Here is a 15,637-nt window from a genome sequence, read left to right as displayed (position 1 = left end):
GCGCCAGCCGTTCACCAGTCGGCCGCGCGGGTCAGTGCAGGCCGCGTTTGCCCGGCGTCCAGAACGGCTTGACCTTGATCGAGCGGCGCTCCCAGCCGCGGTCGCGGACCAGGTGATCGCGGATCATCTGGCAGGTGCGCGCCTCCCCCGCCAGGTAGGCCGCGCCGTCGCCGGCGGGCAGGTCCAGTTCGGCCACCGCGGCCGCCAGTGTGGCCGAGGAGTGGGCCGGGGCGCCGTGGCGGTGCACGCGGTGCAGCCGGTGCGGGCCGGGCATCGGTAGGTCATGCTCGGGGGACTCGCTCTCCAGCGCCCCGTACACGCGGGCCTTCGGACCCAGCGCCCTCAGCATCGGCCCGAACGCCGCACTCGCGGTCTCCTCACCGGCGAACAGGTGGAACGGGGCGTCCCGGGTGAACAGGTCGCCCTGCGGCCACCAGATCGGCACCCGGTCGCCCGGAGCCGCCGCGCGCGCCCACCTCAGCCCGATGCCGTCCCCGTCGTACAGGTGCGCGCGCAACTCGATCGCGCGCTCGCCGGGATCGAGCTCCCAGATGGTGTAGGTGCGCAGGGTCTCGCCGGGGCGCAGCAGCCCCGACACCGACAGCGGATCGTTGAGCTCGACCCGCACATGCTGCCCCGGAACGTACGGGAAGCCGATCGGTTCGTCGGCCACCAGGCGGATCCGCCGCATTGTCGGCGTGACCGCCTCGGCGGCGGTGACGGTGGTCTCCAGCCGGTACTTGGCGAACGCGCCGGCCAGCGGGTTGCGGGTGCGCTTCGGCATCTCAGGCCTTCCGCGCGCTGCACCGGTGAGCACGGCGGGACAGGCCCCACCACACCGCAGTCGTCAGGACGGCCAGGACGACGAGCAGCCTCCATCCCATGACATCTCCTTAGAGTCTCTAGAAGCTTTAGAGACTCTAAGGAAGCATAGAGGCTCTAGGCTGTCAACGCCGTAATGAAAGGACTGCCTTGGCCGCTCCCCCCGCCCGCCGACGCGAGAAACTCCGCCAGGCCACGCTCACCGAGATCCGCGGGGCCGCCCGCCAGCTGCTGGCCACCGAGGGGCCGGCGGCGTTCGAGGAGCCGGCGGTGAACTGCGGGCGCGGCGCTGACGCGCAGGGTGTAGCCCTGGCCGCGCCGTACGGTCACGCCGTGGTCGAGCGCGGACCGCCCGTTGGGCTCCAGCTCGGCCTCGTCGGCTCCTCGGCGAACGTCCCGTACGCCTCGGCCTGCTCATCACTCAGAAACTCCACCGGCACGACCGAACCTCAGCCAACCTCAGAGAGCGCCCGACGGGGTTTCGCCGAACCCCAGCGAACGGGCGGATCATGCACTAAACGGCCCTCCACTACACGGCCTTGGCCCTTAGGCGAGTGGCTCCGTGGCATCCAGCCACGGAGCCTCCGCAAAAACCCGTTGGCGGACCACGGCGACCACTGCTACCTTTCCGGAGGCCGTGCCAGAGAACGAGGAGGTGGTACCCGTGAACACAGTATCGACATGGGTGCTCCCCTCTGGGGTCACGGTCGGACGATAGGTCGTCCGGGAGCGCCGTTCAAGAGCACTCCCGAAAGGCACGACCATGCAATTCACCTCCGAGCAGCGCCTCGACGACGGCGTCCTCGAACGCGAATTCGCCCTCGGCGAGATCCCCGGCATCCTGTGGACACCTGCATCCGCATCCGCACCGGCCCCGCTGGTCCTGATCGGTCACCCCGGCGGACTGCGCAAGATGTACCCCCGGCTGGTGGGCCGGGCCCGGCACTCCGCGGCGGACGGCTTCGCCGCGGCCACCATCGAGCTCCCCGGAAGCGGTGACCGGCCCAGCTCGGTCGCCACCGAGCAGGCCCGCGCCGACCTGCGCCGGGCGCTGGAAGCCGGCGAGCCGGTCGACGAGGAGATCGTGGACCGGCTCGTCCTCCCGCTGGTCGAAAAGGCAGTCCCGGAATGGCAGGCCGCCCTGGACGCCCTCCTTTCGCTGCCCGAGATCGGCGGTCCGGTCGGGTACTCGGGAGGAGTGATCTCCATCGGGATCCGGCTGGCGGTGGTCGAGCCGCGCATCTCGGCCGCCGTTCTGTTCGCCGGGAGTTTCGTGCCTCGCGCCCTGTTCGAGGAGGCCCGGCAGGTCACCATTCCGCTGCACGTCCTGCTGCAGTGGGACGACGAAGGGAACGACCGGCAGTTGGCCCTGGACCTGTTCGATGCCTTCGGCTCCAAGGAGAAGACGCTGCACGCCAATCTGGGCGGGCACACCGGCGTCCCGCAGTTCGCGGGGGACGCCGCGGCCCAGTTTTTCACCCGGCACCTGAAGTAAGGCCGGGCCGACAGGCCGGCAGCAGACGGTAGGCGGCTCCGGCCAGAACGCCGCTCATCGAGGACAGGTCCCGGCTCTCCTCGATGGCGGTGGCCCGCAGATGCACAGCCGCCCCGATCGCGGCCGTACCGGCCATCGGCGGTACGGCCGATCGGGGCGGCGCCCGGCCATCGGAGCCGCCCCCGGATGAGGCGTATTTCGCGCGGATGCTTGAGGGGATCGCGCCGCGGCCACTCCCCCGCTAGTCCCCGGCGATCACGGTGAAGGTGAATCCGGCGCTCGTCGGACGGCGCAGCGGAATGTCGCACTTGATCCGGCGCAGTACCTCGTTCCTGCTGAGGCCGAGCCCTTGCGCGATGAGCCGTTCCGGACGCACCGCTACCGGATCCTCGAAGACGACCTCCACCTGGATCGGCCACGCCTCGTCGAGCCGTGCCGATGAGGTGTGCAGCCGCCAGGCATCCGTCCAGTCCAGGGTGAAGCGGTTGCGCCGGGCGAGCAGCGGATCCAACAGCCTGGAGGCCACCAGTTCCGGATCTTTGACGCGGTAGCCGTGGAGCTCGGCCGGATCGAAGGATCTGACCGGTGCTCGCTCGTGCACGGTGAGCTTGCTCGTCCGATCGCAGGATACGCAGCGGACCAGCAGCCACACGTCCAGCAGCTTGCCGTTGGCGTTGACGCGGAACCTGCCCTCGCCGGTGGTGGCCGACTCCGGGGTTGAGGAATCCGGGAACAGCGGTTGGCGCTGAGAATGATCTTGGGTGGGGTGCAGTACTGGTCCGTTCGTTTCGTAACGGACTGGTCGCTGTGGGTTGATTGCCGGTGGGTCGCTCCTACATTGCGGCGTATGCCGGTGGAGTTCTTGTCTGATGAGCAGGCCACGGCGTATGGCTCGTTCGCTGAGGTGCCGTCGTTGTCGGATCTGGAGAAGTTCTTCTTCCTGGATGCGTTCGATCGGGATGTGATCGCCAGGTCGCGGGCTGATTCGCATCGGCTGGGGGTGGCGGTTCAGCTGCGCACGGTCCGCTACAAGGGCCTGTTCTTGGAGGATCCCCTGGACGTGCCGTGGCCAGTGGTGGATCACTTGGCCGAGCAGTTGGGGATCGGTGATCCGTCGGCGGTGAAGAGGTACACCGAGCGGCCCAAGACCGCCTATGAGCACGCGCGGATGATCCGGGACGCCTATGGGTTCGTGTCGTTCGGCGGCCGTGAGGGTTGGGAGGCTCGGCAGCTCAACAAGGGGTTCTTGGCGTTCCTGCATGGTCGGGCGTGGACGCATGCGGAGGGGCCGGGGCGTTGTTTGAGGTGTCGGTGGCGTGGCTGCGCCGGCACCGGGTCCTGCTGCCGGGTGTGCGGGTGCTGGAGCGGCTGGTGGCCAGTGTGCGTGAGCAGGCCGACGAGCGTCTGTATGCGGTGGTGGCCCGGCAGGCGGTACGGGCGAGGCGGGCCTGCCGGGCCGGTTGGCGCAGCTGCCGGTGGTGCCGCCCGGTAGGCGGCTGTCGCGGCTGCTGAAGGCGGTGCGGGCCCTTCCGGAGCTGTCGCGACGGCAGGTGAAAGAAGCCGCTGCTGCCCAGGGAGATCGACGCGCGTCTGGTGAGCCGGGCGTGGAAGCGGGCGGTGTACTCCAGCCCCGATCTTCCCAGGGGCACGGTGGACCGGGACGCCTACGTGGTGTGCGTGCTGGAGCACCTGCACCGCGCTCTGCAGATCCGCGACGTGTTCGCCACGCCGTCGCTGCGGTGGGCAGATCCTCGGGGCACACCTGCTCGCCGGGCCCGCGTGGGAGGCCATCCGCGAGGACGTGCTGGCGTCGCTGTCGCTCACCGACCCGGTCGAGGCGCACTTGAACGGCAAGGTGGCGGCGTTGGACGCGGCCTGGAGGCAGATGGCCGCCCGCCTCGCCGAGGCGGGCGACGACTCGCTGGTGAAGGTCGCCGCCTCGCCCGGCACCTTCACCTAGCCGGGGCGGGCCCGGCTGGTGGTGGAACCGCTGGGGTCGCTGGGCGAGTCGGCCACGCTCGGGGAACTGCGGGCGATGTGCGCGGCGATGTTGCCGCGCGTCGACCCGCCAGAACTGCTGCTGGAGGTCCATTCCTGGACCGGTTTCCTGGACGCCTACACCCACCTTGCCGACATCTCCACCCGGATGACCGGCCTGCCGCGTAGCTGGTTGGAGCGGGGATGCAAGGACGCCCGAGCGTTCGGCTCGGGCGTCGGGGGCGTAGCGGTGCTGGGCGGGTTCAGTTGGTGAGCAGGCCGATTCGGTGATGGCCCGGGACTCGGGTCCGTGTCGCCGGCCCTAAAGTAGCTCTGTGTGACGAAGGTGACGGTGTGTGCTCGCGTAAGTGGTCGGTTCTGCGAGACCGGCGAGGGCGCGCGTCGTCGCAGGTCAGATCTCGCAGAACCTCTCGCACAACCAGGGGTTTGCGCGAGGGCCTTTTGCGAGATTGGGCGGGTAGATACGAACTGCGGGCAGGTCGCCGTCGGTCGCCACGCTGTACCGGGCGCTGGCCGACGCCGACCGGATCAGCGGAGCTGACCTGGGCGCGTGAGGAGCGCTGAGCCGTTCACGCGGCGGCGGGGCGTTCGATGGCGAGTCCGACACCGAACGTCGTCAGGATCGCGCCTCCGGCGCGGAGGATGACGCGGGTCACTCGCGCGTCGCGCAGCATTGTGGCAGCGGCGCTGAAGACCAGGGCGTAGGCGGCCAGGGACAGAAAACCGATGACCGCGAACGCCGCCCCGAGGATCAGAGTGTCGGCAGGGCGCGCGCCGTGGTGAAGGAACTGGGGGATGACGCTGGTGAAGACGATCACGGTCTTGGGGTTGGACAGGTCGCTGAGAAGTCCTTCCCGGAACGCGCGCCGTCGGCTGCGCGACTTGGCGGCCCCCGAGGGCGTCACGCCGTGCTCGGGCGAGGCGGCGGCAGCACGGGTCAGCATGAGTTTGATGCCGAGGTAGACCAGGTAGGCGGCTCCCAGGTACCGCACCACATCGAACGCCACCTGCGAGGACACCAGCAGCGCGGTCAGGCCGGCGACCGAGGCCCCGGCCCACACTAGATCGGCGGCCAGCACCCCCAACGCGGTCAGCAGGGCCGGGCCCCGGCCACGAGCGACCGCGCTCTTGAGGACCAGCATGACCGCGGGTCCAGGAATGATGACCAAGACCACGGATAGGGCCGAGAAGGCCAGAATCGACGGCATGAACGCATTATCGCCGTGACCTCCACGGGTTCATACGCGGAGCTACTTTGGGGCCGGTGACATGGACCCGAGTCCCGGGCCGTGATGGACGGCGGTCAGTCCTGGTCTGCGGCGTCGGCGGGCACGCCGAGCGCGAGCAGTTGCTCGGTCTGGATCACGACGTCCTGCTCGTCGGTAGAGCAGCGGGCGTAGCCGACCCGGGCAGTGCCGGGGGTTGTGGCGTTCACGGCGTTCACGCCCTCCAGTGTTCCGGATAGGGCCCCGTCACCGGGACAGCTCGCGGAACACTCTTACGGAACACCTCGACCTGGGGCGCCGTCCCGGCTGGCCGGTGTTCCGGTGGGGGATCCCCAGACGGAGCACCCCACCCAAGATCATTATAAGCGCCAACCGCTGTTCCTGGATTCCTCAACCCCGGAGAACGCGCCGTCGTGGATGCGCAGGGCGAGACGGCCGTGTGCAGGACGTCGAGGATGTGCTAGGTACCGCGCACGAGGCGGAACATCTCGGAGATATGCACGATGTCGCCGGGCCGCGCATACGCCAGCAGCTCGCCGACCTTCGGCCGCTGGAGCGGGTGGAGGCGGCTGGAGGTGCCGGCCCTCCTCCTCAAAGGTGACCGGGCCTTATCTGTCGCCAAACCCTGTCATCAATCGCCTTCGGATCTCATTGGATCGGCGCCGTCCTAGTGTCCTGGATTGTCCTGGTTCGTTGAGTGTGCGACACCTGTCGTCAAACGAACGTTTGCTGACAGGTGTGGGCCGACAACTCTCTACAGAGCCAACCACGGGGTTTCCAGGCTTTACTTGTGGGTGCCCGGCACGCGTGCGTGCCGTGGGGGTTGGGTGGATGCAAGCAAAGGAGCGCCAGCCATGATCCTCCCGAAGGTCCGGGACCCTCGCTTCGTGACGATCCGCCGCGGTGGGACCCTCACCGATGCGGATCACCACCTCCTCGCTCTTTGGGCGGCATCTTGCGCGGAGCACGTCCTCGACCTTTTCGAATCGGTTCAGCCCGAGGACCCGCGGCCGCGTCAGGCGATCGAGTATGCCCGTGCCTGGGTGCGTGGCGAGGTCAAGATGATGGAAGCTCGCGCGGCGGGCGGCCATGCAATGGGTGCGGCAAGGGATCTGCGTGGGGCGGCGCGGCATGCCGCGTACGCCGCCGGCCAGGCCGGTGTCGTCGCACACGTCGCCGCGCACGAGCTCGGCGCGGCCGCCTATGCGATTAAGGCCGCACGGGCCGCCGCGCCGGAAGGCGAGGGCGAGGCCGCCGGGCGACTCGAATGTCAGTGGCAGCGCGACCAGCTCCCGGAGGCGATTCGCGAGCTCGTACTTGACGATCAGCGATTGCGGAATGACATCTGCTGGTCGGTGTTCGACTGCTGAGCGAACGTCGGACTGTCAGTACCGCCTCTGCGGGGGCGGACCGCGACCGCCGCGAAGCGGCTGAGTAAGACGCCGCGCACAAGCTGATCATTGCCCTGGTCGGCTCCTGACGCTCACTCCTGCCCGCCGTCGTCGTCCTCGTCCAGTTCCGGCGCGGCCAGGTCGCGCAGGGGCCGCAAGTCGCCTCCGGCCGCGGTGGAGGCGGTGAAGCTGTAGCGGCCGAGCACGTTGAGGTTGCGATGCTTGAGCGGGGAGAGCCGGGCGACGTCCTCGCCCACGATCTCGTGGCCCTCGGCGCGGAGTTGGTCGACGGCGGCGTCGATGTACCGGGTCGTCCACAGCACCACGGTGTTGAGGACCAGGCCGAGGGCGCCGAGTTGGTCTTCCCTCCCGTCGCGGTACGCCTGGTGGAAGGAGCGTCAAACTGACCGGGTGCGGGCGGAGCTGCTGGCGCACCTGCGGGAGGAGAAGGTCGAGCAGCCTGCGGCGGACCGGATCCGCCGGATCGTGGGGAAGGCGATCAGCCAGGCGGAGAAGGCTCAGACCGCTCTGATCGCGAGCAGGGTGCCGGCTGAGGCGGTGGCGCGGATGCTCGCGTTGATCGCGCAGTCCGCCGACCCGGGCACCGAGGAGGACCAGGCCGGAACTGAGGACGGTGCTCTGTTCGACGCCGAGGAGGTGACGGGTGTCGACCTCTTCGCGAAGATCCGTGAGGAGCCGGGGAACGTGAGCGTGAAGACGATCGAGAAGGAGGTGTTCAAGCTCCGCTCGATCAGCGCGATCGGTCTTCCAGACGGTCTGTTCGCGGATGTCGCGCCGAAGGTCCTTCAAGGGTGGCGGGCGCGCGTGTCAGCCGAGGCGCCGTCGCATCTGCGGGTCCACCCGCACGACATCAAGGCCCGCGCCGGCAGCGGGATGAAGGACTGGCGGCCGCCGTATTCCATCACCTGCCGAACGGACCGGTGTAGGTGCACATGATGGAGCCCGACCGGGCCGGGATGGCTGCACATCCATCCGGCACCGGGAAGCGCTCGGTCGACACCGGCGTCCAGCAGCTCTTCGTCCGACGGCAGTAGCCACAGGTCGGTGGACTTGGTGCGGGAACCGGGCAGCGGCATTATCGAACATCCTGGGACGGACGGAACTTGACCATGGCGGGCAGGTTAGCGCTCGAATCGGTGTCGTCATTCCGCCTGCAGAACAGGATTGCTGTGCAGCCCTCCGTTGGCGCAGGGCCAGGGTCCATCGTCCATGGTGCTCAGCCCCGTGTCTGACACCAGCAGAAGCTCGTCACCCAGAGCGAACGCGATCTGTCCGCGTTCGAGCAGGACGGTACGGCTCATGACGTTGCGCCGATCATCCGGGGATGCGAGCAGCTCCCGTGACTGAAGCTCAGCAGAGACGGCCAAGAGCCGGCCGTCACGCCAGAAGACCGCGGTGCCATCGCGGTCCAGGACCGGGTAAGAGGTGTAATAGCCCGACAGGTGCGGGCCCTTGCGTACCGTGCCGTCCGATTCGAGGGCGATGAAGTGAGAACGCGACGGCGTCACGTTCTCGAACTCCGGTCCGCGGATGCGGCCCTTGCTGTCGACGAGCGGCATCGTGTGCGTGGGCCACCGGCGCACGACGGTGCCATCCACGTCGTAGTGGCTGGTGGAGAACGCTCCGTAGCCTTGCGAGCCGATCAGGAACTCACCCGGGCCAAGGATCGCCTTGTGCTCGGTTGGCCCCGGTGGTGTGGCCGCGATCAGGCGCCCGTCCCCGGCATCGAGGAAGAACGTGACGGCGATGCCGCTGCTGTCGTCGCTGAACGTGGCCGCCACCCGATCTCCCGCGACCATCAGCGGTGTCCGGCGGTGAGCCCGGATGGAGCGCGGCGACCAGGGCCGCATCGGCCGAACCTCCCAACCGGTATCGACGCCGACTTCGACGACTCCCGGGTAAGAGATCTTGCCCAGAGCCGTTGGAGTGGACCAGCGGATCCCGCCGTCGTGGTCGTGGAGCGCGATCCGGGGTGCGCGGCCGGCGAGAACCAATCGTCCGCGCTCGACCCGGAGCCATGCAGTGATGACCTGCTGCCCGAGCACCGCGAAAGCGCAGAGCCGCTCGCTTCGCTCACGTATCGGTGCGATCTTCTGGACAACGGTGCCCGAAGCGTCGATCTCACAGACCACGTCATGGCCTGGCGTTCGATGGGCGATCCAGACGTTCCCGGTGTCGCTGCTGACTCGAGGCGGGCCGGGATGGCCCTCGAACTCCCGCTGCCAGAGAACCTGTCCGGAGACATCCAGCGCGGTGAGCACCGTCCCCAGTGGATCGCGGCCGCGATAGCTGGTGACGAAAAGCGGGCCGGACTGGTCGGGCGCCGCCAAGCCCCACACCTGTCCCGGCAGCCGTACTGTCCGCAGCGCGACCACGCACGTTCCCCATATGTCAGCTATGCAGCCCTTACCTCGGCTCGTGGGCAGTGAGCCCCGATTCGACCGCATCCCGGCGTAGGCTAACGCCCCTCGCGGTCTTCAAGAAACCAAGGTTTTTTGACGCCTGTCTTCCCGTGCGATGGCTCCGACGTGCGGGCCGTGTCGGTGGCGAGGGCTAAGGTGCGCTGTCGTGGACGCTGCTGATCTTGACTACCGGGCTCGAACGTTGACGGGCTGCATTCCTCCGCTGCTGGTGGCGCGGCTTCTCGAACTCGGTCATGAGCGGGAAGTGGAGTTCCAGGCCGGCCGCGGGGAGTGGTTCTGCGCGCTGGAGTGGGCACGGCTGCTCGGGCATCGGGGCCAGCGCGAGCAGGCGTTGGAGGTGCTCGCTCCGTACATCGCCACGAATTGGTGGCCGGCGGCCCGAGCCCGAGCGGAGCTGCTGGAGGGCTGGGGCCGGGTGGAGGAGGCGATCGCGGTGTCCCGCCCGTACGCGGAGGCCGGTGACCGGCTGGCGCTGGTCTTCTTCGCGCGCCTGCTGGCCCGCCACGGCCACAGCGGCGAGGCGTTCATGCTGCTGCGCGCCGGGATCCAGGACTGGTTCCTCGCCGAGTGCCTGGTCGACGTCGCCGAAGCGGCGGGCATGGACGAGGAAGCGGCGGCCCTGTTGGAGTCCCGGGTAGAAGCGGCGGTCCCCGCTTGCAACGACCCCGACTGCAACAACCTCCGGATGGAACCGTCCAACGCAGTCGACCTGCTCGCCACGATCAGGGAACGCCAGGGCCGGATCGAGGAGGCGATCGCCCTGCTGCACACCCGCGAGGCCACCTCCGTCAACGGCCGTGACCAGCTGGCCGACCTGCTGGCCAGGCACGATCGGATCACGGAACTGCGTGCGTACGCGGCGTCCGAGTTCCACGGGCACGCCGTGCAGCGCCTTGCCGAAGTGCTGGAGGAACGCGGCGACGTGGAAGGCGCGATCGCCGCCTACCGCACGTTCGGTGCTACGCCGGACGGTATGTGGCATGTGGCTGTCCCGCTGTCCGAGCTCCTGGTCCGGCACGGACGGGGCGACGAGACGATCGAGGTGATGCGCGCGCTCGCCGAACGGCCCGGCGGCGCGGAGGACTGGATTGTCCACACTCTTTGCACCCTGTACGCCGACCACGGCCGGCCCCGGGACGGCCTGGCCTACCTCGATGCCCTCAAGGCGCGAAGCGGCGGCAAGGAGGAATGGGACTTCTTCCGGATGCGGCTTCCGCTCATGGCCGACTGCGGCCTGCTCGATGAAGCGATTGAGCAGGCGCGGGCGCACGCCGAGGGCGACACCTGGTATGCGGCCTGGGCACTGTCCGACGTGCTCGCCGAAGCCGGCCGCACCGAGGAAGCCGCCGCAGTCCTCGAACAGCACCCGACATTCAATAGCTCTCTCCGTGCCGAGCGCCTCATCGACCTCGGCCGCATCGAAGACGCTGTACGAGTCCTCCGGCAGCCGAGGACCAAACCGATCACACCCGCCTGGGACGGTGCCTACTCCACCGAACCACCGTTCTGACAGCTCGGGCTGGTACGTGCCACGTCTCCACCGTACGTCGCGGGCCGGTTCAGTCGTTGTCCTCGTCGTCTTCGACGGCGCCCGGGTCCCGGAGAGGACGCAGGCCCTGACCGGGGCCGCTGGCCTTGATGTTGAACAGGTAGCGGCCCAGGAAGTTGATGTGCCGGTCCTTGAGCGGGGAGAGCCGGGCGACGTCCTCGTCCTTGATCTCACGGCCCTCGGCCCAAAGCTGGGCAACGGCGGCGTCCAGGTAGCGGGTGTTCCACAGGACCACGGCGTTGAGGACTAGGCCGAGGGCGGCGAGCTGGTCCTCCTGGCCCTCGCGGTACGCCTGGCGGATCTGGCCCCGGCCGCCGTGGCAGATCGCGCGGGCCAGGCGGTGGCGGGACTCCTGCACGGTCAGCTGCCGGTTCATCAGTCGGCGGTAGGTGTCGTCGACCGGGTCGACCAGGGCAAGCAGGTGCATGGTCTTGTCGATCCGCCCATACTCGGCGAACGCGGCGCCGAGCGGGGTCGGGTGGCCCTCGCGGCCGAACATGCGCAGCAGGTCGTAGGCGCGAACCTGGTTCGTGATGAGCGACCCGGCGACGCGGAGCATGTCCGGCCAGTGCGTGGCGATCCGCTTGAGGTTCACCTTGTTGCACGCGACGACCTCCAGCGGCCCGTACCCGGCGGCCGGCGCCTCCCCGTCGGGCAGGTCGGCTCGCCAGAACCTCTGGTCCTGAAGATCGCGGAAGCGGGGGCGAAGCGGAAGCCGAGCATCTTGTACAGACCGAAGGCCATGTCGAAGTACGAGGCGTTGTCGGTCGCGACCATCTCCGGCTTCACCCCGCCATCGAGGTTCAGCAGCGTGTCCAGCGTGTAGAGGCTGTCGCGCGGGGTGCCGCGCACGACCGTCGCACCGATCCCCGCGACCTGGTCGTTGACGGCGTTCAGCCAGGTCACGCCGCGTTTGTAGCCGTAGTACTTGGGCGACGGGCCGGTGTTGATGCTCTTGACCGGGACGACAAAGCGCAGGCCGTCGACGGAGGCGAGCAGCCCGCCGCCCCACATCTGGGCCAGCTCGATGCGGGACTGGGCGCCGATCAGCGCGGCGTTCGCCGCCGCGATGGTGTCGGCGCGCAGGTAGTTCTGGTCGACATGGGACAGGCGCGAGCGGGTCAGCGCCTTGTTCTCCGGGTCGATGACCGGGGTCAAGCCGATGTTGCAGCTCTCCGCCACCAACAGCGCGACCAGGGAAACGAGCAGCCCCTCCATGCGGGTGCGCCGCTCGGAGACGTGGCCGAAGGCGTCGAGGAACCCAGTCCAGGAGCGGACCTCGAACAGCAGATCCGGCAGGTCGATCCGAGGGAGCATCGTCTCCGTGGTGGTCTTCAGCCAGGTCAGCGACTCCGGCTCGCCCACAGCGCCGAGCTTGTCCACCGACAGGCGGGCGCGTCCGCCGCCCTCGGGGACGACAATCTCCACCTTCGCGTCGTCGCCGGCCCCCTCCAAGCGGTCGGCCATCTGCCGCCATGCCGCATCCAGACCGCGCGTGAGCTGGGCCAGGTGCTCGCTGGCCTCCTCGGTCAAGGACAGGCCCGCCAGGACGTCCGCGCGCATCACCTCCCACCGCGGACCGTCCAGCAGCCGGGCGCGCGGGTCCGCCCACCGGTTCGACGGCGAGGCGAACACGTCGCGCCGATTCAGCGCGCGATGCAGCTGCTCCAGCACGCACACCACGTACGCGTCGCGGTCGACCGCGCCCTGCGGCAGCTTGGCATTGGAGAACACCGCGCGCTTCCACATCGCCGGGACCAGCTCGGCGTCGATCTCCCAGGGCAGCAGCGGCCGATCCTTGACCCGGCGGCGCAACAGCGCGGGCAGGTGGCGCACCGCCTTCAGGATGCGCCGCCCGGCCGGGGCGGCACCGAGCGCGTCCGACTCGCCCAGCAGCGACAGAAACGGGCGCACCGTGTTGTAGCGCAGGGCTAGCTTCTCGCGCATCGCCGCCTCGGCCGACCCGTTGTCCTCGGGCACCAGGGCCTCAATGGTTGCAACCGCGCCGGCCACTGCCGTACGCGGCACGGCCTCCTCCACCGCCGCCCACAGCGCACCGACGTCCAGGTCCGCCTCGTGCTCGGCGACCAGGTCCAGTTCCTCGGTGAGGATCTTCGACGCCTTCGCCAAGATGCGCGCCGCCTTCTCCAGCTGCGGCAGCCTCGCCAGCCGCTCCCGGTCCGACGCCCGCCGGGCCGGGCTGATCAGCCGGTTCGCCATCAGCACCCCGAACAAGTCCAGCGCGTCGTCGACCGCCTGCGCCTCCAGCTGCCGCACCACCGCCGTCAGCAGCGCGGTCCGCCGCGGCTCCGGCGCCCGCTCGATCGTCTGCGCCTTGCTCAGCTGCCCGTACCGGGCCAGCGCGGACAGCCGGTTCACCGGCACCCGCGACAGGTTCACCCGGCCCAGCGCGAACGCGGAGATCTCCTCCACCCGCTCCATGGCCCGCACCATCGCGGTCCCCGTCGACTTCACCGGCGGCGTGCGCAGCCGCTCCAGCTCCGAGACCCGCCTGCCCTCCGGCACCACCAGCAGCTCAGCCAGCGCCGCGCGAGCGCAGGATCGGCCCGGTGCGCAGCCCGTGTCACCGCCTCGTACAGACGCCGCTCGGCCGCCGTACGGGCCTCGGACACCTGCCGGGCCAGCACCGGCACCCCGGGCAGCAGCACCCGGTTCTTCCGCAGCCACGTCACCGCGTGGTTGAACAGCGCCACCGGCCCCTCGGCGTGCGTCCACGCCCGCCCGTACAGGAAGCCGCGGAACTCCCGACCCCACCGCCGGTCGGTGAAGTCGCGGTACTTGAACCGCTCCTGGATCTCTGCCGCGTGCTCGTACGGCGTCCTGCGCCGCTCCGGGTACCGCTTCACGCACGAGGCATCGGCGATGCCGAGTTGCCCGGCCAGGTACTCCACGGCCTCCCAGGGCACCGCGAGCGGGTCCTCATCCAGGAACCGGCCGATGTAGCGGACCGTGCAGATCTGCACCGCCATGCCCAGCCGGTGCGCGTCCGTGCGACGCAGGGCGATTAGATCGCGGTCGTCATCGTCGAGGAAGAAGAACCGCTCCAGCTCCGGGCGCGTGGGCACTTCGGTGAACGCCCCGTACGCCTCGGCCTGCTCATCAGTCAGAAACTCCACCGGCACGAGGCGGACCGTAGCCAGCGCCGACGCCCGCCGGACGATCTTTCCATGAAGCCCGGCGGCACCCCCGGCAGATGTGCTGGCCAACCGAGATCAATCTCAGCGGCACTTTCTGTACCGCAACTACTCACACCCGGTAGCCTCCGAAGCGTCCACCCGATGCCCCGGAACCTGCGCTGACCTGGGCTAACTCAAACCCTTGTACCTGGTTGCACGAGTCTTACCGACACCCGGATTGCGCGCGGCCTCAAACGCTGTATGACCAGGCGCACATGGGCAGCCCGGCAGAGCCGACGGGAGGGTCAGCTTGGCTCTGCGTCAGAGCGGGGTGAGGACGCAGAACTCGTTGCCCTCCGGATCGGCCAGGACCGTCCACGGGACATCGCCCTGGCCGACGTCGATGTCGGTGGCGCCGAGAGCCCGCAGCCGGGCCGCCTCCGCCGCTTGATCATCACCGGGGTACGGCCGCAGGTCGAGATGGACGCGGTTCCTCACGGTCTTCACGCCGGGCGTGCGCAGGAACTCCAGATACGGGCCGACCCCCTTGGCGGAGCGCAGCACCGCATGCTCGTCGGTCACCTCGTGCAGGGTCCAGTCCATCACCTCGCCCCAGAACCGGGCCATGGCCCGCGGATCCGCGCAGTCGACCACCACCACGGCGATCGGCCCGGTGTCTCGGTGAATCGATCGAGGCTCCAGCACACAGAACTCGTTGCCCTCCGGATCGGCCAGGACCGTCCACGGCACGTCGCCCTGGCCCACGTCGGTGGGCGTCGCACCGAGATCCTTCAGGCGCGCGACCAGGTCCGCCTGATGGTCCGCCGAGGTGGTGGCAAGGTCGATGTGCACGCGGTTCTTCACCGTTTTGGGTGCCGGGTCGGCAACGATGTCGATGCAGACGGCGGCGGGATCGGGATAGACGAAGTCCACGGGCTCAAGGTTGGTCACGCCGGGCTCCTCGCTGGAGATACCCCAGCCAAGCGCCTGCGCCCAGAACCGGCCGAGCGCCGCGTCATCCTGAGCCTTCATATGGATCTGAACGAGCCGCGTTGCCATGCCGCCGATCCTACGCTCGCGCGGATCAAGGAACCGCCCGCGTTCGCCTGCCGCAGGTGAATTCGTCCGCGACAGCCGGAACCCCCCTCCAGGCATCCCTGCATCCACCGACAAGCACCGCCCGGCTGTGGGGTAAGGATCGGGAACCGATCCCCTACGAGTCGGTCGGCGGCTGAGGCGTATCGACGTCACTGAGGGCCGAGCGCTTGGCGATGATGTCCCACCGGATCGGCCGGTGATGCGGCGGATCCGGTCCGGAGCAGGCTGTTCGAGCTTGTCCTCACAGGTCAGCCAGCAGCGCTGCTCGAACCCGGTCGGTCTGCCGCCCCTTGCCGCACACGTTCGCGGCCGGCCACGAGACCGCCTTGCGGCTTTGGTCCGGAGCTCGTGCACCAGTTCCCGCAACGCCTGCTCGTCCCTAGCCACCGCAGGGAACACCACGTCGCAGACCTGCTCGTCGGGGCGGCCAAGGCGGTCTCGGTGATGGGAGCAGGATGTTCTCCTTCCCCGGTTGTC

General features: G+C 69.2%; 13 protein-coding genes and 3 pseudogenes. 8 read left to right on the top strand and 8 right to left on the bottom strand.

Annotated elements, in window-relative coordinates:
* Positions 1 to 31 precede the first annotated feature (31 nt).
* Complete coding sequence (locus C4U03_RS27320; RefSeq protein ID WP_103941523.1) at positions 32 to 784, bottom strand: siderophore-interacting protein; 753 nt, start codon at positions 782 to 784, stop codon at positions 32 to 34.
* A gap of 801 nt (positions 785 to 1,585) precedes the next feature.
* On the opposite strand from C4U03_RS27320, the gene C4U03_RS27310 reads away from it, so the two are divergent.
* Positions 1,586 to 2,317 carry a dienelactone hydrolase family protein gene (locus C4U03_RS27310; RefSeq protein WP_103941519.1) on the top strand — a complete coding sequence of 244 codons (732 nt, stop codon included), beginning with the start codon at positions 1,586 to 1,588 and terminating at the stop codon, positions 2,315 to 2,317.
* 241 nt (positions 2,318 to 2,558) lie between these two features.
* On the opposite strand, the gene C4U03_RS27305 is transcribed toward C4U03_RS27310, so the two are convergent.
* The gene (locus C4U03_RS27305) at positions 2,559 to 3,053 is read right to left on the bottom strand and encodes a DUF1062 domain-containing protein (protein WP_235018195.1); all 495 of its coding nucleotides are present in this window, start codon (positions 3,051 to 3,053) and stop codon (positions 2,559 to 2,561) included.
* A gap of 15 nt (positions 3,054 to 3,068) precedes the next feature.
* Here C4U03_RS27305 and C4U03_RS42610 point away from each other — a divergent pair.
* From C4U03_RS42610 to C4U03_RS41290, 4 genes and pseudogenes are all read left to right on the top strand, one after another.
* A pseudogene (locus tag C4U03_RS42610) lies at positions 3,069 to 3,488 on the top strand (DUF4158 domain-containing protein); the annotation flags it as partial.
* 98 nt (positions 3,489 to 3,586) lie between these two features.
* Positions 3,587 to 3,829: a DUF4158 domain-containing protein gene (locus tag C4U03_RS42605; protein WP_200827503.1), complete on the top strand. Its 243-nt coding sequence runs from the start codon at positions 3,587 to 3,589 to the stop codon at positions 3,827 to 3,829.
* 289 nt (positions 3,830 to 4,118) lie between these two features.
* Positions 4,119 to 4,277, top strand: a complete 159-nt coding sequence (locus tag C4U03_RS41295; RefSeq protein ID WP_200827502.1) for a hypothetical protein — start codon at positions 4,119 to 4,121, stop codon at positions 4,275 to 4,277.
* 18 nt (positions 4,278 to 4,295) lie between these two features.
* Positions 4,296 to 4,568 (top strand): hypothetical protein, encoded by a 273-nt coding sequence (locus tag C4U03_RS41290; RefSeq protein WP_200827501.1) that lies wholly within the window; start codon positions 4,296 to 4,298, stop codon positions 4,566 to 4,568.
* Between the two features lie 316 nt (positions 4,569 to 4,884).
* On the opposite strand, the gene C4U03_RS27295 is transcribed toward C4U03_RS41290, so the two are convergent.
* Both C4U03_RS27295 and C4U03_RS42600 read right to left on the bottom strand, forming a co-directional pair.
* The gene (locus C4U03_RS27295) at positions 4,885 to 5,523 is read right to left on the bottom strand and encodes a LysE family translocator (RefSeq protein WP_103941517.1); all 639 of its coding nucleotides are present in this window, start codon (positions 5,521 to 5,523) and stop codon (positions 4,885 to 4,887) included.
* A 95-nt stretch (positions 5,524 to 5,618) separates the two neighbouring features.
* On the bottom strand, positions 5,619 to 5,750 hold the full coding sequence (locus C4U03_RS42600) for a recombinase family protein (RefSeq protein WP_268817540.1): 132 nt from the start codon (positions 5,748 to 5,750) through the stop codon (positions 5,619 to 5,621).
* Between the two features lie 645 nt (positions 5,751 to 6,395).
* Here C4U03_RS42600 and C4U03_RS27285 point away from each other — a divergent pair.
* Positions 6,396 to 6,911, top strand: coding sequence for a putative immunity protein (locus tag C4U03_RS27285; protein ID WP_103941516.1), 516 nt, complete (start codon positions 6,396 to 6,398; stop codon positions 6,909 to 6,911).
* A gap of 113 nt (positions 6,912 to 7,024) precedes the next feature.
* On the opposite strand, the pseudogene C4U03_RS27280 reads toward C4U03_RS27285, so the two are convergent.
* Positions 7,025 to 7,321, bottom strand: a pseudogene (locus C4U03_RS27280) (Tn3 family transposase); the annotation flags it as partial.
* Between the two features lie 22 nt (positions 7,322 to 7,343).
* Here C4U03_RS27280 and C4U03_RS27275 point away from each other — a divergent pair.
* Positions 7,344 to 7,889, top strand: a complete 546-nt coding sequence (locus C4U03_RS27275) for a hypothetical protein (RefSeq protein ID WP_103941512.1) — start codon at positions 7,344 to 7,346, stop codon at positions 7,887 to 7,889.
* 206 nt (positions 7,890 to 8,095) lie between these two features.
* Here the strand turns inward: C4U03_RS27275 and C4U03_RS27270 are convergent, their stop codons facing one another.
* The gene (locus tag C4U03_RS27270) at positions 8,096 to 9,328 is read right to left on the bottom strand and encodes a PQQ-binding-like beta-propeller repeat protein (RefSeq protein WP_200827500.1); all 1,233 of its coding nucleotides are present in this window, start codon (positions 9,326 to 9,328) and stop codon (positions 8,096 to 8,098) included.
* Between the two features lie 193 nt (positions 9,329 to 9,521).
* Here C4U03_RS27270 and C4U03_RS27265 point away from each other — a divergent pair, with 193 nt between their 5' ends.
* Positions 9,522 to 10,886: a tetratricopeptide repeat protein gene (locus tag C4U03_RS27265; protein ID WP_103941510.1), complete on the top strand. Its 1,365-nt coding sequence runs from the start codon at positions 9,522 to 9,524 to the stop codon at positions 10,884 to 10,886.
* A 49-nt stretch (positions 10,887 to 10,935) separates the two neighbouring features.
* Here C4U03_RS27265 and C4U03_RS27260 read toward each other — a convergent pair.
* Both C4U03_RS27260 and C4U03_RS27255 read right to left on the bottom strand, forming a co-directional pair.
* Positions 10,936 to 14,068, bottom strand: a pseudogene (locus C4U03_RS27260) (Tn3 family transposase).
* Between the two features lie 315 nt (positions 14,069 to 14,383).
* Positions 14,384 to 15,121: a VOC family protein gene (locus C4U03_RS27255; RefSeq protein WP_103941508.1), complete on the bottom strand. Its 738-nt coding sequence runs from the start codon at positions 15,119 to 15,121 to the stop codon at positions 14,384 to 14,386.
* Positions 15,122 to 15,637: the final 516 nt, after the last annotated feature.

The sequence above is a fragment of the Thermomonospora echinospora genome, assembly GCF_900108175.1.
GTDB lineage: Bacteria > Actinomycetota > Actinomycetes > Streptosporangiales > Streptosporangiaceae > Thermomonospora > Thermomonospora echinospora.
This window is presented reverse-complemented; position numbering and strand designations above follow the sequence as displayed.